The following is a 20,161-nucleotide window of genomic DNA, read 5'->3' as shown; positions in this document are numbered from 1 at the left end:
GGGGGCGGCGGTCACCCAACCAGATCACGGAAATTTGCCCGATTTGTCGACTTGTTGTCCACCCATCGGACAGTTTTCGGACAACGGGGCAGCGCCGAGGCCGTTCAACGCTGCCGCGGTCACCCACCGCTGCCGCAGGCACTCACCGCTGCCGCAGCCGCTTCGCGAACTCCGCGGCGGCCGCGCCGGGATCGTCCGCCTCCGTGATGGCCCGTACGACGACCACCCGGTCCGCGCCCGCCTCCAGCACCTCGTCGAGGTTGCCGAGGCCGATGCCGCCGATGGCGAACCAGGGGCGGCCGGTGCCGAGGGCGGCGGTGTACCGGACGAGGTCGAGGCCGGGGGCGTGGCGGCCGGGCTTGGTGGGGGTCGGCCAGCAGGGGCCGGTGCAGAAGTAGTCGACGCCGTCCTGGACCGCGGCGGCCGCCGCCTCCGGCTCCGCGTGGGTGGAGCGGCCGATGAGGACGTCGTCGCCGAGGATCGCCCGGGCCGCGGGGACCGGGAGGTCGCCCTGGCCGAGGTGGAGTACGTCGGCGCGGGCGGCGTGGGCCACGTCGGCCCGGTCGTTGACGGCGAGCAGCTTGCCGTGCCGGGCGCAGGCGTCCGCGAAGACCTGGAGGTGGTCCAGCTCCTCGGCGGCCTCCATGCCCTTGTCCCGCAGCTGCACGATGTCGACGCCGGCGGCCAGGACGGCGTCGAGGAACTCCGGGAGGTCGCCCTGGCGCTTGCGGGCGTCCGTGCAGAGGTAGACGCGGGCGTCGGCGAGGTGGGCGCGGGCGGTGCGAGTGGCGTCGGTCATGTCGGTCCCCCGGTGTCGGTGGCGTGCGGGCCTCGGACGCGTGCGGTCGGCCTCGGCGGGCGGTAGTGAACCACAGGTGGGTCGTGCGGGGGCATGCCGGTACGCCGCGGGGAGGGCGCACGGACCGGGGGCGGGTGTCACTCGCCCGCGCCTGCGGGAGGCCTCCCCCGGAGGGGCCCCAGCGCCCGCCCGTGCCGCCCCAGCGGCACGTCTGCCCGCAGCCGGGGCAGACGGCCCTGGGGCCGGACGGTGTTCAGGTCAGACGGCCAGCGCCTGGGCGCGGCGCTTCACCTCCGTGCCGCGGTTCTCGCTCAGGGCCTGGGCGGGGGTACCCGGCAGGCTGTCGTCCGGGGTGAAGAGCCACTCCAGCATCTCTTCGTCGGTGAAGCCGTCGTCCCGCAGCAGCGTCAGGGTCCCGGCGAGGCCCTTGACGACCTTCTGCTCGGCCCCGTCGATGAAGGCGGCGGGGACGTGCAGTGCGCGGTTCTCACCCCGGCGTACGGCGATGAGCTGGCCCTCCTTGACCAGCTGCCGCACACGCGTCACCTCGACGTCCAGCATTTCTGCGATGTCGGGGAGGGTGAGCCAGGCGGGGACGAGAGCATCGATCTTTGCGTCAATCTCGGTCACGGAATCAAGCCTGCCATCCCGCACTGACAGTCGGAAGCCAGGGCCACCCAAAACGCGTGCGACCTGGACATTTCCGCTAGACCACGGCCGCCTTCAACGGCCTGCCCGGGTCCGGCAGCAGCGCCGGGTCCAGTTCCGTCCCCGCCTCGATCAGCCGTCGCCCCTGCGCCAGGTCCCGGGGCCGGCCCACCGCCAGCAGGGCGACCAGGCGGTTCTCCCGCAGCCAGCAGACCGTCCAGGCCGGTCCGGACGGGTCCCCGCGCCACAGGACCGTGTCGGCGGACGTGTGGTGGCCGGCGTACTGGACGAAACGGCCGAACTGCTCGGACCAGAAGTACGGCACCGGGTCGTAGACCGACGGTGTCTCGCCGATGATGTTCGCCGCCACCGTGCGCGGGCCCTGGAGGGCGTTGTCCCAGTGGTGGACGAGCAGGCGTTCGCCGTACCTGCCCGACGGGAAGGAGGCGCAGTCGCCCACCGCGTAGACGTCCGGGACGGACGTGTGCAGGCCGGCGTCGGCCAGCACCTCGCCGTGCGCGCCGAGGCCGATGCCCGAGCCGGACAGCCAGGACGTGGCCGGGCGGGCGCCGATGCCGACCACGACCGCGTCCGCGGGCAGCCGGGAGCCGTCGTCGAGGACGACCTCGCCGGGCTCGACGTGCGCCACGCGCGCGTGGGTGCGCAGAGCGGCGCCCGCGTCGGCGTACCAGGCCGCCATCGGCGCGGCCACCTCCGCGGGCAGCGCTCCCGCGAGCGGCCGGTCGGCGGCCTCGACGACCGTCACCGCGCAGCCCGCGTCGCGCGCGGCGGTGGCGAACTCGGCGCCGATCCAGCCCGCGCCGACGACCACGATGTCGTGCTGGCGGGCGAGCACGGGCCGCAGCCGTTCGGCGTCGTCGAGGGTGCGCAGGAGATGGACGCCGGGGACGCCCTCCGCGCCGGGCAGCCGGATCGGTTCGGCGCCGGTGGCGAGGACCAGGACGTCGTACGGCACCGGACCGCCGACGGCGTCCAGTTCGTGGTCGGCGGGCCGTACGCCCAGCACCTCGACGCCCAGGCGCAGTTCGATGCCGAGCGCCTCGAAGTCGACGTCGAAGGCGGAGCCCTCGGCCTTGCCGAGCAGCACCGCCTTGGACAGCGGCGGCCGGTCGTAGGGTTGGTGGGGTTCCGCGCCGATCAGCGTCACGGTGCCGGTGAAGCCCTGTTCGCGCAGGGCCACCGCGGTCTGCACGCCGGCCATGCCCGCGCCGACCACGACGACCCGCCGCTGTGCCTGCGTCTCCGTCTCGTCGCTCACCTGATCACCATAGACAACTGACATTTCGTCAGTCAGGAGTCGTGCGCCGTGACCTGCTGCACACCCTGCGCGATCTGCTCCACGACGCTGGTGCCGCTCCCCGGCTGCGACTCCCACTGCCAGCTCTCCTCCAGGCGCAGCCGCCCGTCGGCGAGTTCGACGACCGTGGACACGCAGTGCCCGCTCGACGTCGTCCCGTCGGTCTTGAGCTGGACGTACCGGAAGTCGAGCCGGTCGCCCGCGCGCGTGCCCACCAGATGCCCGCGCACGACATCGCCGCCCGCGTACTCGGCCCAGATCTCACCGTCCTTCTCGTGGTACGTGAACCGGGTCCGGGTGCCCACCTGACCTGGGGCCTGGTCGGCGACGGGGGCGAGGACGAGGCCGTCCAGCGAGCGGGCCATGGCAGCAGGCCTCCTTACGAGGGCGAAGCTCCGGGAGCTAGGGTGGCCACCGTAGAGCACTCGCGGGAGCCCGGACGCACCGGGCTGAGAGGGAGGCTGGCGGCCTCCGACCGTACGAACCTGATCCGGGTCATGCCGGCGAAGGGAGGGGCTGGACGCCCATGTCCTCACGTACGTCAGACGTCCTCGTCGTCGGGGGCGGAATCATCGGCCTCGTCACGGCCTGGCGGGCCGCGCAGCGCGGTTTCGCCACGGCCGTGGTGGACCCCGCACCGGGCGGCGGGGCGGCCCAAGTGGCGGCCGGCATGCTGGCCGCCGTCACCGAACTGCACTACGGCGAGCAGACCCTGCTCGGCCTGAACCTGGCCTCGGCCCGCCGCTATCCGGACTTCGCGGCCGAGCTGACCGAGCTGACCGGACTCGACCTCGGCTACCGCCGCAGCGGCACGCTCGCCGTGGCACTGGACGCCGACGACCGCGCCCACCTGCGCGAACTGCACGCCCTCCAGCAGCAGTCGGGGCTGGAGTCGGAGTGGCTGTCCGGGCGGGAGTGCCGGCGCCTGGAGCCGATGCTCGCGCCGGGCGTGCGCGGCGGGCTGCGGGTGGACGGCGACCACCAGATCGACCCGCGGCGGCTGACGCAGGCCCTGCTGGCCGCCTGTGAGCGGGCGGGCGTGGAGTTCCACCGAGACTGGGCCGAGCGTCTGGACGTCCTTCGGGACCGGGCCGCCGGGGTCACGACGACCGACGGTACGCGGCTGGGCGCGAGCCAGGTCGTGCTGGCCGCGGGCAGCCTCAGCGGCCGCCTCGACGGCGTCCCGGACGCCGTGCTGCCGCCCGTCCGCCCGGTGAAGGGTCAGGTGCTGCGGCTGACCGTGCCGCGGCGGTACGCGCCCTTCCTGAGCCGGACCGTGCGGGCCGTGGTGCGCGGCAGCCACGTCTATCTGGTGCCGCGCGAGAACGGCGAGCTGGTGATCGGGGCGACCAGCGAGGAGCTGGGCTGGGACACGACGGTGACCGCGGGCGGGGTGTACGAGCTGCTGCGCGACGCCCATGAGCTGGTCCCCGGCATCACCGAACTGCCGCTGACCGAGACCCGCGCCGGGCTGCGCCCCGGCTCCCCCGACAACGCGCCGCTGCTCGGCCCGACCGGACTGCCGGGGCTGCTGCTGGCCACCGGCCACTACCGCAACGGCGTGCTGCTGACGCCGGTCACCGGGGACGCGATGGCGCACGCCCTCACCACCGGTGAACTCCCGGACGAGGCCCGTCCCTTCACCCCCAGGCGTTTCGCCGAGCACCTCACGGAGCAGCCCGCATGAACATCTCCGTCAACGGGGAGCCGCGCGTCTTCGCGCCCGGCACCGCGCTCGACACCGTCGTGCGCGCCCTCACCGCGGCGCCCTCGGGAGTGGCCGCCGCCCTCAACGAAACCGTCGTCCCGCGCGCGCAGTGGCCGTCGACGCCCCTCTCCGAGGGGGACCGCGTCGAGGTCCTCACCGCCGTCCAAGGAGGCTGACCCATGGCCGACGATCCCTTCGTCCTCGGCGGCAGGACGTTCTCGTCCCGGCTGATCATGGGCACGGGCGGGGCGCCCAGCCTGGACGTGCTGAAGCGGGCGCTGGTCGCCTCGGGGACGGAACTCACGACGGTCGCGATGCGGCGCGTGGACCCCGGCGTGCACGGCTCGGTGCTGTCCGTCCTGACCGAGCTCGGCATCCAGGTGCTGCCGAACACGGCCGGCTGTTACACGGCGGGCGAGGCGGTGCTCACGGCCCGCCTCGCGCGTGAGGCGCTCGGCACGGACCTCGTCAAGCTGGAGGTCATCGCCGACGAGCGCACCCTGCTGCCGGACCCGATCGAGCTCCTGGAGGCGGCGGAGACGCTGGTCGACGACGGGTTCACGGTGCTGCCGTACACCAACGACGACCCGGTGCTGGCACGGAAGCTGGAGGACGCGGGGTGTGCGGCGATCATGCCGCTGGGCTCCCCGATCGGTTCCGGGCTCGGCATCCGCAACCCGCACAACTTCCAGCTGATCGTCGAGCACGCGCGCGTGCCGGTGATCCTGGACGCCGGGGCCGGTACGGCGTCGGACGCGGCGCTGGCGATGGAGCTGGGGTGCGCGGGTGTGATGCTCGCCTCGGCGGTGACGCGGGCCCAGGAGCCGGAGCTGATGGCCCACGCGATGCGGCACGGCGTCGAGGCGGGGCGCCTGGCCCACCGGGCCGGCCGCATTCCCAGGCGCCACTTCGCCGAAGCGTCCTCCCCCACCGAGGGGTTGGCGCGCCTGGACCCCGAGCGCCCGGCGTTCTGAACGTACGTTCGACGAGATACGGGAGCGGGTGCGAGGTCCGTCACAGCTCGGCTTCAGTCCCGCCCCGATCTCACCCGAACCCCCGGCCCTGTCAGTCTCGGCTCGTACACTCACCTGCGTGGATACGACCCTTCAGGACCCTCTGGTCGGGCAGGTGCTCGACGGCCGGTACCGCGTGGAAGCGCGGATCGCCGTCGGCGGGATGGCCACGGTCTACCGGGCCCTGGACACCCGCCTCGACCGCGTGCTCGCCCTGAAGGTGATGCACCCCGGTCTCGCGGCCGACGGCACCTTCGTCGAGCGGTTCATCCGCGAGGCCAAGTCCGTCGCCCGGCTCGCCCACCCCAACGTGGTGCAGGTCTTCGACCAGGGCACCGACGGGTCGTACGTCTATCTCGCCATGGAGTACGTCGCCGGCTGCACCCTGCGGGACGTGCTGCGCGACCGCGGGGCGCTGCAGCCGCGGGCCGCGCTCGACATCCTGGAGCCGGTGCTGGCCGCGCTCGGTGCCGCGCACCGCGCCGGGTTCGTGCACCGGGACATGAAGCCGGAGAACGTCCTCATAGGGGATGACGGCCGGGTCAAGGTGGCCGACTTCGGGCTCGTCCGCTCGGTCGACACCGTCACCAACACCAGCGGCACCGTGCTGGGCACCGTCTCCTACCTCGCGCCCGAGCAGATCGAACAGCCGGGCGCCACCGACGCCCGCGTCGACGTGTACGCGTGCGGTGTGGTGCTGTACGAGATGCTGACCGGCCAGAAGCCGCACGACGGGGACTCCCCCGCCATCGTCCTCTACAAGCACCTGCACGACGACGTCCCGCCGCCCTCGGCGATCGTGCCGGGCCTGCCGTTCGAGCTGGACGAACTGGTCGCGTCGGCGACCGCCCGCACCCCGGACGTGCGCCCGTACGACGCGGTGGCGCTGCTCGCCCAGGTCCGCGAGGCGCGTGCCGCGCTCAGCGCGGACCAGCTGGACGCCGTGCCGCCGCAGGCGCTGTCGGTGGACCACGACATCGCGGAAGACCGGACGAGTGTCATCCCGCGCTCGCTGACGGTGCCGCGTCCGCTGCCCGTCAACGACGACGATCCGCAGCAGCTGATGCACCGCACGAGCCGGCTGGAGACCCCGCCGCCCCTGCCGCCCCGGCGGCGTTCGGGCCCGCCGCGCGGGCCGCTGGCGATCGTCGTCGCCCTGCTGCTGATCCTCGGCGTCGGCGCGGGTGTCTGGTACATCAACTCCGGGCAGTTCACCAAGGTCCCGGCGCTGATCGGGAAGACCGAGGCGCAGGCCCGCGAGCGGCTCTCCCAGGAGGGCCTCGACGTCGGCAAGGTGCAGCACGCCTACAGCGACACCGTGAAGCGGGGCCGGGTCATCAGCTCCGATCCGGAGGTGGGCACCCGTATCCGGAGCAACGACTCGGTGACGCTCACCGTGTCCGACGGCCCCGAGACCGTGCAGCTGGCCGACCTCAAGGGCTACCGGCTGGACAAGGCGCGGACCCGGCTGAAGAACGACGGGCTGGAGCCGGGCATGGTGACCCGGGAGTTCAGCTCCGACGTCATCAAGGGCTTCGTGATCCGCACCGACCCCGAGAGCGGCACCAAGCTCCACGCGGGCACGGCCGTCGCCCTGGTCGTCAGCAAGGGCAGCCCGGTCGACGTCCCGGACGTCACCGGCGAGAGCCTGGAGGACGCCAAGGCGGACCTGACGGAGGCGGGCCTGAAGGTGAAGGTCGCCACCGAGCAGGTCAACTCCGAGTTCGACAAGGGCCAGGTCGCCGCCCAGACGCCGGGCGAGGGCAGCGAGGCCGCCGAGGGCGACACCGTGACGCTGACGATCTCCAAGGGTCCGGAGATGGTCGAGGTCCCGGACGTAGTGGGTGACAGCGTCGACGACGCGAAGTCCGCGCTGGAGGCGGCCGGGTTCGAGGTCGACGAAGACCGCGGCATCCTCGGGCTGTTCGGTGACACCGTCAAGGGCCAGTCCGTGGACGGCGGCGACACCGCGCCCAAGGGGTCGACGATCACGATCGAGATCCGCTGAGCCCGGAGCCCGGACCGCCGACGGGGCACTCCCCCACGCATGACACCCTGAACGGGTGATGACTCAGCGCAACCCCGTCGGCGGCCACGTCCCCGTGGCCGGCGGTCTGAACTCCGTCGGTCTGTCCTACGCCCGTGATCTCAGGGCCGAGACCGTGCAGGTCTTCGTCGCCAACCCGCGCGGCTGGGCCACGCCCGTCGGCAACCCGCGACAGGACGAGGAGTTCCGGGCGGCCTGCGCGGCGGAGTCGATCCCGGCGTACGTCCATGCCCCGTATCTGATCAACTTCGGCTCGCACACCGAGGCGACCGTGGAGAAGTCGGTGGAGAGCATGCGGCACTCGCTGCGGCGCGGGCGGGAGATCGGGGCGCTCGGCGTGGTCGTGCACACGGGCAGCGCGACCGGCGGACGGGACCGGTCCGTGGCACTGAAGCAGGTACGGGAGCACCTGTTGCCGCTGCTCGACGAGCTCACCCACGACGACGACCCGTTCCTGCTGCTGGAGTCGACGGCCGGGCAGGGCTCCTCGCTGTGCTCGCGCACCTGGGACTTCGGACCGTACTTCGAGGCGCTGGACGCGCACCCGAAGCTCGGGGTCTGCCTGGACACCTGCCACATCTTCGCCGCGGGCCACGACCTGACCGGCCCGTCCGGCATGCACCAGACGCTCGACCTGCTGGTCGACACCGTCGGCGAGGGGCGGCTGAAGCTGATCCACGCCAACGACTCCAAGGACGTCGTCGGCGCCCACAAGGACCGGCACGAGAACATCGGCGCCGGGCACATCGGCGAGGACCCGTTCCGGGCGCTGATGACCCACCCGGCCACGGCGGGCGTACCACTGATCATCGAGACTCCCGGCGGCAAGGAGGGGCACGCGGCGGACGTGGAGCGGCTGAAGAAACTTCGCGACGCATAAGCCGCTACGGAATACCCCTGGGGGGTATACGGTTCTTCTCGATGCAGGAACCGTCACCTGACGTTGGGGGCACGCATGCAACACGAGGCGCACACAGACCACGCTCACCACCAGCACGAGGGGCATCACGCACCCGGCAGCAGCTGGGCCATGGCGATCCAGGCCACCCTCCACTGCCTCACGGGGTGCGCCATCGGCGAAGTGCTCGGCATGGTCATCGGCACCGCGCTCGGCTGGGGGAACCTGCCGACGACCGTCCTGGCGATCGTCCTCGCGTTCCTCTTCGGCTACTCGCTCACCCTGCGGGGCGTCCTGAAGGCCGGCGTGGGCCTCGGGACCGCCGTGAAGGTGGCGCTGGCCGCCGACACCCTGTCGATCGCCGTGATGGAACTGGTCGACAACGGCGTGATCGCGCTCTGGCCGGGCGCGATGGACGCCACGCTGGACGACCTGCTGTTCTGGGGCACGCTGGCGATCTCCCTCGTCGTCGCCTTCGTCGTGACGACCCCGGTCAACAAGTGGACGATCGGCCGCGGCAAGGGGCACGCGGTGGTGCACCAGTACCACCACTGAACCGGGCAGGACCAGGAGTCAGAGCTCCGGGCCGTCCCCGGGCTCCTCCTGGTACGAGTACCGCTGCTCTTTCCAGGGATCACCGATGTTGTGATAGCCGCGCTCCTCCCAGAAGCCACGGCGGTCGGCGGTCATGTACTCGACGCCGCGGACCCATTTGGGTCCCTTCCAGGCGTACAGATGCGGCACGACCAGGCGGAGCGGGAAGCCGTGTTCGGCGGTGAGCAGCTCGCCGTCCTTGTGGGTGGCGAAGATCGCGCGGTCGGCGGCGAAGTCCGCGAGACGCAGGTTGGAGCTGAAGCCGTACTCGGCCCACACCATCACATGAGTGACGTCCGGCGCGGGCGGGGCGATCTCCAGGACGGTCCGGGCGGGGACCCCGCCCCACTCGGCGCCCAGCATGCTGAACTTCGTCACGCAGTGCAGGTCCGCCACGACCGAGGTGTGCGGCAGGGCCGTGAACTCCTCGTGGTTCCAGCAGCGCTTCTCGCCGTCCGCGGTGGCGCCGAAGACCCGGAACTCCCAGCGTTCGGGGCGGAACTTGGGGACCGGTCCGTAGTGCGTGACGGGCCAGCCACGCTGCAGTCGCTGCCCCGGCGGAAGCTCGGAGTGCGCCGCTTCTCCACTTTCGCGCTCCACCGACTGACCCATGACTCCATCCTGACAGACCTGAGGCGGTACACCTGACCAACCCCCTACCGTTTCCCCTCAAATCAGACTAAGCATGCACTTACTTACTAAGCGAAGACTTACTGGACGATCTTCGGCGGCGGTGCAAGGATGCGGCGCAACCTGCCAGTCCCCCCTCGTTCTTTCTGGAAGGAGCCTCTGCGATGCAGGGCGACCCCGAGGTCATCGAATTCCTCAACGAGCAGCTCACCGGCGAGCTCACCGCGATCAACCAGTACTTCCTGCACGCGAAGATGCAGGAGAACTTCGGCTGGACGAAGCTCGCGAAGTACACGCGCCACGAGTCGTTCGACGAGATGAAGCACGCCGAGGTGCTCACCGACCGGATCCTGTTCCTGGAGGGGCTGCCGAACTACCAGCGCCTGTTCCACGTCCGGGTCGGGCAGACGGTCAAGGAGATGTTCGAGGCCGACCGGCAGATCGAGGTGGAGGCGATCGACCGCCTCAAGCGCGGTATCGAGGTGATGCGCGCCAAGGGCGACATCACGTCGGCGAACATCTTCGAGTCGATCCTGGAGGACGAGGAGCACCACATCGACTACCTCGACACCCAGCTGGAGCTGCTGGAGAAGCTCGGCGAGGCGCTGTACATCGCGCAGCTGATCGAGCAGCCGGAGAGCTAGGCGGCCTCGTCCAGTTCCGCCAGGACCGACCCGCCCTGCTCGACGAGCTCACGGCGGGGGCACGCGCCCCGGCCCAGGATCGCCTGGATGCGCCGGACACAGGAACCGCAGTCCGTGCCCGCCTTGCAGGCGGAGGCTATCTGGCGGGGGGTGCAGGCACCGTCCGCCGCGTGCTTCTTCACCTGCTGCTCGGTGACACCGAAGCAACTGCAGACGTACACGCGGTTCACCTCCCGCCGGGATCGATCAGTGGTGCCGTCCCGATTGATCGGTGAGGCTAACCTAACCTTACCCGGCCCACAGGGGCCGCAAAAGTGGTGCGGGGCGCGGATCGTATGTGATCCGCGCCCCACATCATGCCCCTGTAACAGGCGGAACCCTCACTGGTCCCTGTACATCTCCGCGACGAGGAAGGCCAGGTCGAGCGACTGGCTGCGGTTCAGGCGCGGGTCGCAGGCCGTCTCGTAGCGCTGGTGCAGGTCGTCGACGAAGATCTCGTCGCCGCCGCCCACGCACTCGGTGACGTCGTCGCCGGTGAGCTCCACGTGGATGCCGCCCGGGTGGGTGCCGAGCGCCTTGTGGACCTCGAAGAAGCCCTTGACCTCGTCGAGCACGTCGTCGAAGCGGCGGGTCTTGTGACCCGAGGCCGCCTCGAAGGTGTTGCCGTGCATCGGGTCGGTCACCCAGGCGACCGTGGCGCCGGACGCGGTGACCTTCTCGACCAGCTCGGGCAGCTTGTCGCGGACCTTGTCCGCGCCCATGCGCACGATGAAGGTGAGACGGCCCGGCTCGCGGTCCGGGTCGAGGCGCTCGATGTACTGCAACGCCTCCTCGGCCGTGGTGGTCGGGCCGAGCTTGATGCCGATCGGGTTGCGGATCTTCGAGGCGAACTCGATGTGCGCGTGGTCCAGCTGCCGGGTGCGCTCACCGATCCACACCATGTGGCCGGAGACGTCGTACAGCTGGCCGGTGCGCGAGTCCACGCGGGTCAGCGCGGACTCGTAGTCGAGCAGCAGCGCCTCGTGCGAGGAGTAGAACTCGACGGTCTTGAACTCCTCCGGGTCGGTGCCGCAGGCCCGCATGAAGTTCAGCGCGTTGTCGATCTCCCGGGCGAGCTGCTCGTAGCGCTGGCCGGAGGGGGACGACTTCACGAAGTCCTGGTTCCAGGCGTGCACCTGGCGCAGGTCGGCGTAGCCGCCGGTGGTGAAGGCGCGCACCAGGTTGAGCGTGGAGGCGGAGGCGTTGTACATCCGCTTCAGGCGCTCGGGGTCCGGGATACGGGCCTTCTCGTTGAAGTCGAAGCCGTTGACCGAGTCGCCGCGGTAGGTCGGCAGGGTCACGCCGTCGCGGGTCTCGGTGCCCTTGGAGCGCGGCTTGGAGTACTGGCCGGCGATCCGGCCGACCTTCACCACGGGGACGGACGCGGCGTACGTCAGCACGGCGCCCATCTGGAGCAGGGTCTTGAGCTTGTTGCGGATGTGGTCGGCCGACACCGCGTCGAAGGCCTCGGCGCAGTCGCCGCCCTGGAGGAGGAACGCCTCTCCCTTGGCGACGGCCGCCATCCGGGCGCGCAGCTGGTCGCACTCGCCCGCGAAGACGAGCGGCGGATACGACTCCAGCTCCGCAACGACTGCGCGCAGAGCCTCGGGGTCGGGGTACTCGGGCTGCTGCGCCGCGGGCAGGTCTCGCCAGGTGTTGCCAGCGCTCGCGCTGGTCTTAGCGTTCACGGTCACGGCCTCAACATTACGGCGTCGTGTCCTGCCCTCCGCCGCATGCCCAGCAAATGAGACACGGGGTACACAGGTCGGACATGGGGTAGGGTGCGTCGCATGTTCGCGCACTCGACCCAGAACTGGTGGTGGACCGCTCATCCGGCGGCCCACTGACTGCGCGTACGCAAGACTTCGCGAAGGCCGCCCGAGGGGCGGCCTTCGGCGTTTCCGGGGTCGTTCCTCATCATCGACAGCTGAGGAACCATGGACCTGACACAGCTCGTGCACGACGACCGTCCGTTCGCCCTGCTGCGCCGCCGCACCCCGGGCCACGACGAGAACACCGTGGAGGTGTTCCTCGGCCCGGTCTCCTCCTGCGACCGCCTCGCCGACCTCCCCGACCGGGGCCTCGCCCTCATCCCCTTCCGCCAGATCCGCGAGCGCGGCTTCGACGCGCGGGACGACGGGACGCCGCTGGCGGTGCTGGTCCCCGAGGAGACGTACTCCCTGGCGCTGACGGACGCCTTGGCGCAGCTTCCCGCCCATGACGTGCGCGTAGAGAACGGTGGCTTCGACGTCGCCGACGAGGAGTACGGCGAGATCGTCGGCCGGGTGCTGCGCGAGGAGATCGGGCGGGGCGAGGGCGCCAACTTCGTGATCCGGCGGACGTACGAGGGTCAGATCCCGGGGTTCGGGAGGGCCGACGCCCTCGCGCTGTTCCGGCGGCTGCTGGAAGGCGAGCGGGGCGCCTACTGGACGTTCGTCGTCCACACCGGCGACCGCACCCTCGTCGGCGCCAGCCCCGAGGTGCACGTCCGGATGTCCGGCGGCACGGTCGTGATGAACCCGATCAGCGGGACGTACCGCTATCCCGTCGAGGGCCCGAGCCCCGAGCACCTGCTCGACTTCCTCGCCGACGGCAAGGAGATCGAGGAGCTGTCGATGGTCGTCGACGAGGAGCTCAAGATGATGTGCACCGTCGGCGACATGGGCGGGGTGGTGATCGGGCCGCGGCTGAAGGAGATGGCCCATCTCGCGCACACCGAGTACGAGCTGCGCGGGAAGTCCTCGCTCGATGTGCGGGACGTGCTGCGCGAGACCATGTTCGCGGCCACCGTCACCGGCTCCCCGGTGCAGAACGCCTGCCGGGTCATCGAGCGGCACGAGGTCGGCGGGCGCGGGTACTACGCGGGCGCGCTGGCCCTGCTGGGCCGGGACTCGGGCGGCGGGCGGGAAGGATCGGCCGGGGCGCAGACCCTGGACTCCCCCATCCTGATCCGCACCGCCGACATCGCCCCCGACGGACGCCTCCGGGTCCCGGTCGGCGCCACACTCGTCCGCGGTTCGGACCCGGCGAGCGAGGTCGCCGAGACGCACGCGAAGGCGGCGGGGGTGCTGGCGGCACTGGGCGTACGACCGTCGCGGCCGCGTACGGAGAAGGCGCGCCCCAGGCTGTCCGACGACCCGCGCGTGCGTGCCGCGCTCGACGGGCGCCGCGCCTCCCTGGCCCCGTTCTGGCTGCGGATGCAGGACCGCGCGGCGGAGCTGGAGGGTCATGCCCTCGTCGTCGACGGCGAGGACACCTTCACCGCGATGCTGGCGCACGTCCTGCGCTCCGGCGGCCTCGACGTCACCGTCCGCCGCTACGACGAACCCGGTCTGCGCGAGGCGGTTCTCGCCCACGAGGGCCCGGTCGTCCTGGGCCCCGGGCCCGGCAACCCCGCCGACCTGGACGACCCCAAGATGCGCCTCCTGCGCGATCTCGCCGCTCGTGTCGTCCGCGAGCACCGGCACGGCGTACTGGGCGTCTGCCTCGGGCACGAGCTGATCGCGGCGGAGCTGGGTCTGGAGATCGTACGGAAGGAGGTGCCGTACCAGGGGGCGCAGACGACCGTCGATCTGTTCGGGCGGCCGGAGACGGTCGGCTTCTACAACAGTTTCGTGGCGCACTGCGACGACGGGACGGCGACCGAGCTGGCCGCGCACGGGGTCGAGGTCAGCCGCAGTCCGTCCGGTGAGGTGCACGCGCTGCGCGGGCCGGGCTTCGCGGGCGTGCAGTTCCACCCGGAGTCGGTCCTGACGCTGAACGGCACCGCGGTCGTCCGGGAGTTGATGGCTCAGCTGCGCGGCACCAGCACGTTCTCCGAGCGGCGGCCGGCCTTGTAGTCGAGGACGTTGCGCACCGTGGTGTCGACGATCTGGCCGACGGCGTCCTCGGTGTAGTAGGCCTGGTGCGAGGTGACCAGGACGTTCGGGAAGGTGACCAGGCGGGCCAGGGTGTCGTCCTCCACGGCCTCCAGGGACTTGTCGAGGAAGAACAGGCCCGCCTCCGCCTCGTACACGTCGAGGCCGACGCCCGCGAACCGGCCCGCGCGCAGCTCGGTGACGAGGGCCGCGGTGTCGATCAGGCCGCCGCGGCTGGAGTTCACCAGGATCGCGTCGTCCCGCATCGCCCTCAGGGCGGCGGCGTCGATGAGGTGCCTGGTCTCCGGCATCAGCGGGACGTGCAGGGTGATCAGGTCGGACTCGGCGAGGAGCTGGTCCTTGGGGACGTACTTCATGCCGAGTTCCCGGCAGGCGGGGTTCTCGGTGACGTCCCAGCCGAGGAGGTTCATGCCGAAGCCGTGGGCGATCCGGGTGAAGGCCTCGCCGATCTTGCCGGTGCCGAGGACGCCTGCGGTGCGGCCGCGCATGTCGCGGCCCATCAGGCCGTCGAGACGGAAGTCGAAGTCGCGGGTGCGGGTGGAGGCGCGGACGATCCGGCGGTTGACCGCCATGGCGAGGGTCCAGGCGAACTCGGCCACCGAGTACGGGGAGTAGGAGGAGACGCGGGCCACCGTCATGCCGAGCCGCTCGGCGACCTTGAGGTCGATGTTGTTGAAGCCGGTGGAGCGCTGGGCGATCATCCGGGTGCCGCCGGCGGCCAGAATCTCCAGGACGCGGGCGCCGAGATCGGCGTTGACGCTGCTGGAGACGACCTCGTAACCGGCGGCGATGGGTGCGGTGTCCTCGTTCAGGAAGACGTCCAGGCAGCGGGCCTCGTGGTGGCCCTGGAAGGCGTGCTCGATCAGGGGCTTCTCGTCGGCCTGGACACCGAAGGCGAGGATCTCCACGCGGCCCTCCGGGGGTGCGCCGGAATTGTCTGGTCCTGGCGAATATCTCACAGACCCCTGCGGAGGCGCTCCGTGAGCGCACGGCCCTGCTGCGGGGACGGGCGGGGCTCGGCGAGACGGCTGTGGAGACGGTCCAGGTGCAGATCGACGGCGGCCTCGACGAGGTCGGCGTAGACGTCGGCGGCGATTGCGGCCCGGCGCCGGGAGACGAGCGCGGTGACCAGCACGACCGGTGCGGCGGGCCACCAGTACAGGGCGAGCGGCAGATACAGCACCGCCCAGCCGCCGAGCGCGAACGCCGTGTCGAGGCGGGTGCGGGCCTCGGTGAGGGTGTCGCGGGTGGCGGCGGGGAGCAGCAGCCAGAGGCGGGGCCAGACGGTGGCGAGGTCGATGCCGTACTCCTGGCGCAGGCGTACGGCGGGGGCACGCAGGCGGTCGCCGAGGTGGGTGGGGTGTTCGGGCGGGATGAGGGAGAGGGCGTTGCGGCGGGCGGCCCGCTCGGGGTCGCGGTGCTCGCGGTAGGCGGTGTCCTCGGTGCTCCAGGCATCGGCGCGGCGGCGGGTGCGGCGGGCGGAGAGGCCGGCGAAGGGGTGTGGCCAGGGGCCGCACAGGGCGCGCTCGACGGGACCAGCCAGCGCCTGGGCGACGACTCCGAGGGCGGCCGAGACCGGGACTGCGGCCAGGACCAGCAGAACCGCCCGGACCGCGAGGGCGTCCTGGCGGTCCGCGTCGCCCTCGGTGAGCGCGGCGAAGCCGTTCCACAGCGCATGCCAGTCGTGCCAGTCGCGCTGGCCGAGCTTGAACGCCGCGGCGGCGACGAGGAGATAGGCCAGCCCCGGCAGGACCAGCAGCGTGAACCAGCGCTCGGCCAGCTTCCGGCCCAGTTCGGCGAGGAACCCCGTCACCGGCCGGTCCTCAGGCGTCCGGTACGAAGGTCAGCACGCGTTCGTGGACCAGGCACTCGGGCGGCCCCTGCCCCGCGTACCGCTGCTCGGCGCGATTGCAGGCGCCGACCGGGCAGAGGTAGAGGCCGGGGACGGGTGGGCCGGGGGCGGCGACCGGGGGCGGAGCGTGCCGGGCCAGCAACGGGCCGGTGACACCGACGGGGAGGCTGCTGACGACCTCGTCGATGGCCGCTCCCTCACGCAACCGTCGTACCGCCTGTTCCAGGGCCGCGCGCCGGGGCCCGCTGAAGAGCCTCATGGCCGCCAACTCCCGGCAGAATTCGGCATGCAGATCACGGTCGGCTGGTTCCACGGAACCGATCGTAAAGCCGTCCACGCCTCTCACACCCCCGAATGCACATGCGCCGCCCAGCTCAACGGCCGTTCCGGGTACCGCTCCCGCAGCCGGCCCATGGCGCTGTGCAGGGCGCGCGCGGCGGGCGGCGCCCCTGGTCCGGCCGTGGCCAGCCGGTCGTAGACCTGCCCGGCGATCTCCGCCGACGAGTCGTCGTCCACCCGCCACAGCGTCCCGATCACCTGTGAGAACCCGGCGAGTTGGAGCGCGCCCGCGAGGTGCAGCGCCTCGTCGGGCAGGCGGGCGCCGCCCACGGCCGTCTCACAGGCCGAGAGGTAGGCGAACTCGGCGGCGGGCAGGTGGAGTCGGGTCATGTCGAGGACGGACAGCTCGCCGTCGGGCAGCAACAGCCGTCCCTGGGACGGCTGTTCGGGGTCCTGGACGCCGTGGCAGGCGAAGTGGACCCAGGGGTGGGCGCGCAGCGCGTCCCGTACGGCATCCGCACGCACCTCCTCGCCCCGCAGCAGCGCGCCGCCGACCGCCCGGTGAGCCAGTTCGGCCTCCCGCAGGGCGCCCGGCAGCGGGGTCTGCCCGTCCAGTTCCGGTACGGCGACGATCAGCGGCTTCCGGTCCGCCTCGGGGGCCGCCCTCTCCCGCGCCCGCAGCAGCGCCGCGAGGCTCGGGGTGTACGAGGAGACGACCCGGTCGGGCACGGCGCCGGCGGCGTGCAGGGGGAGGAAGGTCAGCGGCCCGGAGGGGCACCACCACAGGCGGGGCGGCTCCTGGCCCGGCGGGGGCGGGCCGGTGATGCCGAGGGTGTCGAGGACCGGCTCGGCGACCGTGGTCCACAGCCACTCCAGGAGGTCGCCGGTGAACTGCTCGGCGAAGGCGCGGGCCAGGCCGGACCGCCCGGCCGCCGCGACCGCCTGGAACAGCAACTCGCTCTGCTGCCGGGCCTCTTGATGGGTGAGACCGGGCAGCGGGCAGACCCTGAGGCCGGTGCTGTCCAGGAGCAGGGCGTGGCCGGTGCCCTCCTGGCCGACGGTGACGACCGCGACCGGTCCGTGCGCGCCCGCGGACAGCAGCCGGCCGGCTCTGGGCGGCCGCAGGAAGTCGGCGAACCCGGGGCGGGCCCGGATCGCCTCCAGGGTCTCCTGCCACTCGCGGGCCAGGCGGTGCCGGCGGTCGGCGCCGGGTGCGGAGAGATCGTCGGTGGCGGTTTCCAGTTGCCGGCGCACCTCGCCGAAGCGGGCGGCGAGTCCGGGGTGGGCGGCGGCCAGGTCCTCGGTGTCGGTGCGCAGTTCGAGGGCCTGGGCGGCGAGCAGGCCGCGACCGGCTTCGAGCAGTTCGAGGGCGTCGTACGGCTTGCCGGCGGCCAGCGCGACCGTCGCGGCGAGCGATCTCAACTCGGAGTCGCTGAGGGACTGTTCGTGGTCCGAGCGGTCGCCGCCGCGCCACATCACCAGCGGCAGGGTGTCGATCGCGGTGCGCATCGCGGCCAGCGCCCGCTCCTCGTCCCCCACGTCATGGGCCACGCCGGCCAGCCGTACCGACGCCGCGACCTTGTGGGCCGGGGGCAGGGCGGGGTCGGCGGCCAGCTCGGCGTTGACGGCGAGCGCCTGGTCGCGGACCGCGTCATGACCGCCGTCCGCGCGGGCGATGTCCCTCAGCACCCAGGACACCGCGCCCAGACAGCCGCCGCGCAGCGGATGCCCCGGCGGTACCAGGCGTACGCACTTGCGGGCGGCGGCCAGGGCGATGTCGAGGTCCTCGCGGTCCCCGCCGTGCCGGTGGCGCTCGCGCAGGGCGTGGGCCAGGTTGCCGTAGAGGCCGGCGCGGCGCAGGGGGTCGGCGGGCGGGTTGCGCAGGGCCGTCTCGTAGTGGCGTACGGCGGCCTCGGCGGCCTCGGTGCCGGCGTCGGGCTGCTGGAAGCGGGCGAGCAGGACACCGCCGAGCGCGGAGACCAGGTGGTGCCGTCCGTAGTGGCCGGGCGCGGTGCCGTCCAGGGCGCGCTCCACCAGGCGCTGCGCCCGGTCGAGTTCGGCACCGCCCAGGCCCCGGCCGGCGTTCTGGCGGGCGTACTCGATCAGCAGGGTGGCCACGTTGCCGATGACGACCGGGGTCTCGGCCTCGAACTGCGGGATATCGGCGACGAGTTGCTCGGCCACGGTGACCGCCTCGCGCAGGGCGGCGAGATGCCCGGTGCGGGTGTGCCGGTCGGAGAGGGCCATGATCAGGCTGCCGCGGAGGCTGGTCAGCAGTTCGGAGTCGGGGTCCGCGGGCAGTGCGGCGAAGCCCTCGCGGCTGCGGGCCACGGCCTCGTCGAGCACGGCGAGATCGTGCCCGAACCGGTAGCGGTACACGAGCACGTTGGCGAGCACGCCCAGTGCCAGGGCCCGGTCGGCGGCGGAGCGGGCGAGGGACAGGGCGCGGCGGGCGGCGGCCTCGGCGGGGCGGTGGTCGAAGGCGGCCTCGTCGTCGGCGCGGGCGAGGCGCAGCATGCAGAGCGCGCGGTGGGCCGCGGAGGCTTCGGCGTACGCGCCGCCGGGGAGGGTCAGCGGGGTCACCACGGCCAGGGCGCGGTCGATCACCGCGATCTCGCCGGTCTCCCGGAACTCGTGCACCGCGGCGGCGCCGTACGAACTCACCGCCTCGTGCGTGGAGTGCGGCCCGGTGAGGCCCTCCCCCATGAGGTCCAGCGCGCGGCGCCGGTCGGCGGTGTCGCCGTGCAGCTGGTAGCGGTACTGGAGGTGCCTGCCGAGGTCGGCGGCGTAGCGCTGCGGCCGGGCCGCGTACAGCGCCTCGTAGATCTCGACGGCCTCCTGGAGGATCTCCCCGTCGCGGCGGCGGGCGAAGCGCTGGGCGAGCAGACCGGCGCAGGTCGGCTCCATCTGCTCCCGGATGAGCCCGTAGTTCGGGTGCCTGCGGATCGCGCGCTGCAACTCCAGTGCCTCGTCGAGGAGTTCGGTGCTCTGCTTCTCGTGGGCGGTGGCGGTGACGAAGGCGCCGGTGGCCGACGCGGCGTACGCCAGCCACTGCGGGCTCGCGGGGTCGGTGGCGGCGAGGGCGGCCCGTACCAGGTCGGGCACGTCTCCCATGGGCGAGGCGTCCCGCAGCCGGGCGCAGTGCTGCCCCAGCAGGCGGGCGAGCCGGGTGGCCTCCTCGGCGCCGGACGAGCCGGGGGTGCGGCGGTCGTAGGAGGCGCGGGCGTGGGCGATGGCCGTGTCCTCGTCGGCGGGGTCCTGGGTGATCTCGAAGCGCTGCTCGGCGGCGCCCGAGACGACCTGGTGCAGCACGCCCAGGCGGGGGTCGCCGGGGGCCGAGCCGGTCAGGCAGCGGGTGCCGCACAGCAGCGCGGCGTCCGCGCACCAGCGGCGCAGGTGGTGGGGGGTCCGCTGGTCCCGGGCCAGTTCGGCGAACCGGGCGGTCAGCCGGCCCGCGGCGTTCACGTCGTCGGCGTCGAGGTGTGCCACGGGGTCGACCAGGACGCGCAACGGGGGTGGTGCGAGGGCGGGTTGCAGCCGGTGGCAGAGCGCGAGGACCAGGATGACCACCGCGGTCTCGGGTGTGCTGTCGGCCTCGGCGCCCCGCTCCCCGCCCGACCTCCCGGCGGCCCGCAGCAGTTCGGCGAGGCCCAGCAGGTGCTCGGGCGTCGCCCTCGGCGGCGTCGCGGAGTCCCGGAACGCGGGCCATACGGCGCCGAGTTGCTCCTCGTGCCGCGCCAGCAGCGCCCGTAACTCCCGTCCGCTCCACCACCCGACCACGCGCCCCTCCCCCGTCGCACGCCTCTCCTGCTCC

20 protein-coding genes and 1 riboswitch are annotated in these 20,161 nt (G+C 72.5%); of the genes, 9 read left to right on the top strand and 11 right to left on the bottom strand.

What is annotated here, in order from left to right:
• Nucleotides 1-142 precede the first annotated feature (142 nt).
• The 4 genes from thiE to DI272_RS35780 form a co-directional block, all read right to left on the bottom strand.
• Nucleotides 143-799, bottom strand: coding sequence for a thiamine phosphate synthase (gene thiE, locus DI272_RS35795; protein WP_109499328.1), 657 nt, complete (start codon nucleotides 797-799; stop codon nucleotides 143-145).
• 258 nt (nucleotides 800-1,057) lie between these two features.
• On the bottom strand, nucleotides 1,058-1,429 hold the full coding sequence (locus tag DI272_RS35790) for an Rv2175c family DNA-binding protein (RefSeq protein ID WP_079308691.1): 372 nt from the start codon (nucleotides 1,427-1,429) through the stop codon (nucleotides 1,058-1,060).
• Between the two features lie 76 nt (nucleotides 1,430-1,505).
• Nucleotides 1,506-2,750 carry an NAD(P)/FAD-dependent oxidoreductase gene (locus tag DI272_RS35785; protein ID WP_109499327.1) on the bottom strand — a complete coding sequence of 415 codons (1,245 nt, stop codon included), beginning with the start codon at nucleotides 2,748-2,750 and terminating at the stop codon, nucleotides 1,506-1,508.
• Between the two features lie 8 nt (nucleotides 2,751-2,758).
• Nucleotides 2,759-3,130, bottom strand: coding sequence for a hypothetical protein (locus DI272_RS35780; RefSeq protein ID WP_109499326.1), 372 nt, complete (start codon nucleotides 3,128-3,130; stop codon nucleotides 2,759-2,761).
• 52 nt (nucleotides 3,131-3,182) lie between these two features.
• Nucleotides 3,183-3,294: riboswitch (TPP riboswitch) on the top strand.
• Here DI272_RS35780 and thiO point away from each other — a divergent pair.
• The 6 genes from thiO to DI272_RS35750 all read left to right on the top strand — a co-directional run bounded on the left by thiO (nucleotide 3,292) and on the right by DI272_RS35750 (nucleotide 8,986).
• Nucleotides 3,292-4,452: a glycine oxidase ThiO gene (gene thiO, locus DI272_RS35775; protein ID WP_109499325.1), complete on the top strand. Its 1,161-nt coding sequence runs from the start codon at nucleotides 3,292-3,294 to the stop codon at nucleotides 4,450-4,452. Its footprint overlaps the riboswitch before it by 3 nt.
• Nucleotides 4,449-4,649 carry a sulfur carrier protein ThiS gene (gene thiS / locus DI272_RS35770; protein WP_109499324.1) on the top strand — a complete coding sequence of 67 codons (201 nt, stop codon included), beginning with the start codon at nucleotides 4,449-4,451 and terminating at the stop codon, nucleotides 4,647-4,649. Before thiO ends, thiS begins: the two co-directional genes overlap by 4 nt.
• 3 nt (nucleotides 4,650-4,652) lie before the next feature.
• Entirely contained in the window at nucleotides 4,653-5,447 is a 795-nt protein-coding gene (locus DI272_RS35765; RefSeq protein ID WP_109499323.1) for a thiazole synthase, read from the top strand.
• Nucleotides 5,448-5,565: 118 nt separating this feature from the next.
• Nucleotides 5,566-7,494 carry a Stk1 family PASTA domain-containing Ser/Thr kinase gene (pknB, locus tag DI272_RS35760; RefSeq protein ID WP_109499322.1) on the top strand — a complete coding sequence of 643 codons (1,929 nt, stop codon included), beginning with the start codon at nucleotides 5,566-5,568 and terminating at the stop codon, nucleotides 7,492-7,494.
• A gap of 58 nt (nucleotides 7,495-7,552) precedes the next feature.
• A complete protein-coding gene (locus DI272_RS35755; RefSeq protein ID WP_109499321.1) occupies nucleotides 7,553-8,413 on the top strand; it encodes a deoxyribonuclease IV in 861 nt (286 codons plus the stop codon).
• 75 nt (nucleotides 8,414-8,488) lie between these two features.
• A complete protein-coding gene (locus tag DI272_RS35750; RefSeq protein ID WP_109499320.1) occupies nucleotides 8,489-8,986 on the top strand; it encodes a DUF4396 domain-containing protein in 498 nt (165 codons plus the stop codon).
• 18 nt (nucleotides 8,987-9,004) lie between these two features.
• Here the strand turns inward: DI272_RS35750 and DI272_RS35745 are convergent, their stop codons facing one another.
• On the bottom strand, nucleotides 9,005-9,637 hold the full coding sequence (locus DI272_RS35745) for a sulfite oxidase-like oxidoreductase (protein ID WP_109499319.1): 633 nt from the start codon (nucleotides 9,635-9,637) through the stop codon (nucleotides 9,005-9,007).
• 182 nt (nucleotides 9,638-9,819) lie between these two features.
• Here DI272_RS35745 and bfr point away from each other — a divergent pair, with 182 nt between their 5' ends.
• Nucleotides 9,820-10,299: a bacterioferritin gene (gene bfr / locus DI272_RS35740; RefSeq protein ID WP_079308696.1), complete on the top strand. Its 480-nt coding sequence runs from the start codon at nucleotides 9,820-9,822 to the stop codon at nucleotides 10,297-10,299.
• On the opposite strand, the gene DI272_RS35735 is transcribed toward bfr, so the two are convergent.
• The gene (locus tag DI272_RS35735) at nucleotides 10,296-10,529 is read right to left on the bottom strand and encodes a bacterioferritin-associated ferredoxin (protein WP_109499318.1); all 234 of its coding nucleotides are present in this window, start codon (nucleotides 10,527-10,529) and stop codon (nucleotides 10,296-10,298) included. The two genes, bfr and DI272_RS35735, sit on opposite strands and share 4 nt — an antisense overlap.
• Before the next feature lie 150 nt (nucleotides 10,530-10,679).
• A complete protein-coding gene (locus tag DI272_RS35730; RefSeq protein ID WP_109499317.1) occupies nucleotides 10,680-12,032 on the bottom strand; it encodes a class II 3-deoxy-7-phosphoheptulonate synthase in 1,353 nt (450 codons plus the stop codon).
• Nucleotides 12,033-12,128: 96 nt separating this feature from the next.
• Here DI272_RS35730 and DI272_RS46305 point away from each other — a divergent pair, with 96 nt between their 5' ends.
• On the top strand, nucleotides 12,129-12,185 hold the full coding sequence (locus DI272_RS46305) for a trp operon leader peptide (protein ID WP_071528813.1): 57 nt from the start codon (nucleotides 12,129-12,131) through the stop codon (nucleotides 12,183-12,185).
• Between the two features lie 90 nt (nucleotides 12,186-12,275).
• On the top strand, nucleotides 12,276-14,177 hold the full coding sequence (locus DI272_RS35720; protein ID WP_109499316.1) for an anthranilate synthase family protein: 1,902 nt from the start codon (nucleotides 12,276-12,278) through the stop codon (nucleotides 14,175-14,177).
• On the opposite strand, the gene DI272_RS35715 is transcribed toward DI272_RS35720, so the two are convergent.
• Genes DI272_RS35715 through DI272_RS35700 form a run of 4 tightly spaced genes read right to left on the bottom strand, consistent with a single transcriptional unit; the run spans nucleotide 14,129 to nucleotide 20,127 of the window.
• Nucleotides 14,129-15,124 carry a 2-hydroxyacid dehydrogenase gene (locus tag DI272_RS35715; RefSeq protein WP_109499315.1) on the bottom strand — a complete coding sequence of 332 codons (996 nt, stop codon included), beginning with the start codon at nucleotides 15,122-15,124 and terminating at the stop codon, nucleotides 14,129-14,131. The genes DI272_RS35720 and DI272_RS35715 overlap by 49 nt on opposite strands.
• A 47-nt stretch (nucleotides 15,125-15,171) precedes the next feature.
• On the bottom strand, nucleotides 15,172-16,029 hold the full coding sequence (locus DI272_RS35710; protein ID WP_109499314.1) for a hypothetical protein: 858 nt from the start codon (nucleotides 16,027-16,029) through the stop codon (nucleotides 15,172-15,174).
• A 10-nt stretch (nucleotides 16,030-16,039) separates the two neighbouring features.
• Entirely contained in the window at nucleotides 16,040-16,381 is a 342-nt protein-coding gene (locus DI272_RS35705; RefSeq protein WP_146238416.1) for a hypothetical protein, read from the bottom strand.
• A gap of 29 nt (nucleotides 16,382-16,410) precedes the next feature.
• Nucleotides 16,411-20,127 (bottom strand): CHAT domain-containing protein, encoded by a 3,717-nt coding sequence (locus DI272_RS35700; RefSeq protein WP_109499312.1) that lies wholly within the window; start codon nucleotides 20,125-20,127, stop codon nucleotides 16,411-16,413.
• Nucleotides 20,128-20,161 lie beyond the last annotated feature (34 nt).

The sequence above is a fragment of the Streptomyces sp. Act143 genome (genome assembly GCF_003143935.1).
In the GTDB taxonomy this organism is placed as follows: Bacteria; Actinomycetota; Actinomycetes; order Streptomycetales; family Streptomycetaceae; genus Streptomyces.
The sequence above is the reverse complement of the archived record's forward strand: the minus strand, read 5'-3'. Positions and strand labels throughout refer to the sequence as shown.

Excerpts from the sequence above, each read along its gene's own strand:
- thiE (WP_109499328.1), bottom strand. The coding sequence starts at position 799 with ATGACCGACGCCACTCGCACCGCCCGCGCCCACCTCGCCGACGCCCGC.
- DI272_RS35785 (WP_109499327.1), bottom strand. The coding sequence starts at position 2,750 with ATGTCAGTTGTCTATGGTGATCAGGTGAGCGACGAGACGGAGACGCAG.
- DI272_RS35780 (WP_109499326.1), bottom strand. The coding sequence starts at position 3,130 with ATGGCCCGCTCGCTGGACGGCCTCGTCCTCGCCCCCGTCGCCGACCAG.
- thiO (WP_109499325.1), top strand. The coding sequence starts at position 3,292 with ATGTCCTCACGTACGTCAGACGTCCTCGTCGTCGGGGGCGGAATCATC.
- thiS (WP_109499324.1), top strand. The coding sequence starts at position 4,449 with ATGAACATCTCCGTCAACGGGGAGCCGCGCGTCTTCGCGCCCGGCACC.
- DI272_RS35765 (WP_109499323.1), top strand. The coding sequence starts at position 4,653 with ATGGCCGACGATCCCTTCGTCCTCGGCGGCAGGACGTTCTCGTCCCGG.
- DI272_RS35755 (WP_109499321.1), top strand. The coding sequence starts at position 7,553 with ATGACTCAGCGCAACCCCGTCGGCGGCCACGTCCCCGTGGCCGGCGGT.
- DI272_RS35750 (WP_109499320.1), top strand. The coding sequence starts at position 8,489 with ATGCAACACGAGGCGCACACAGACCACGCTCACCACCAGCACGAGGGG.
- DI272_RS35745 (WP_109499319.1), bottom strand. The coding sequence starts at position 9,637 with ATGGGTCAGTCGGTGGAGCGCGAAAGTGGAGAAGCGGCGCACTCCGAG.
- bfr (WP_079308696.1), top strand. The coding sequence starts at position 9,820 with ATGCAGGGCGACCCCGAGGTCATCGAATTCCTCAACGAGCAGCTCACC.
- DI272_RS35720 (WP_109499316.1), top strand. The coding sequence starts at position 12,276 with ATGGACCTGACACAGCTCGTGCACGACGACCGTCCGTTCGCCCTGCTG.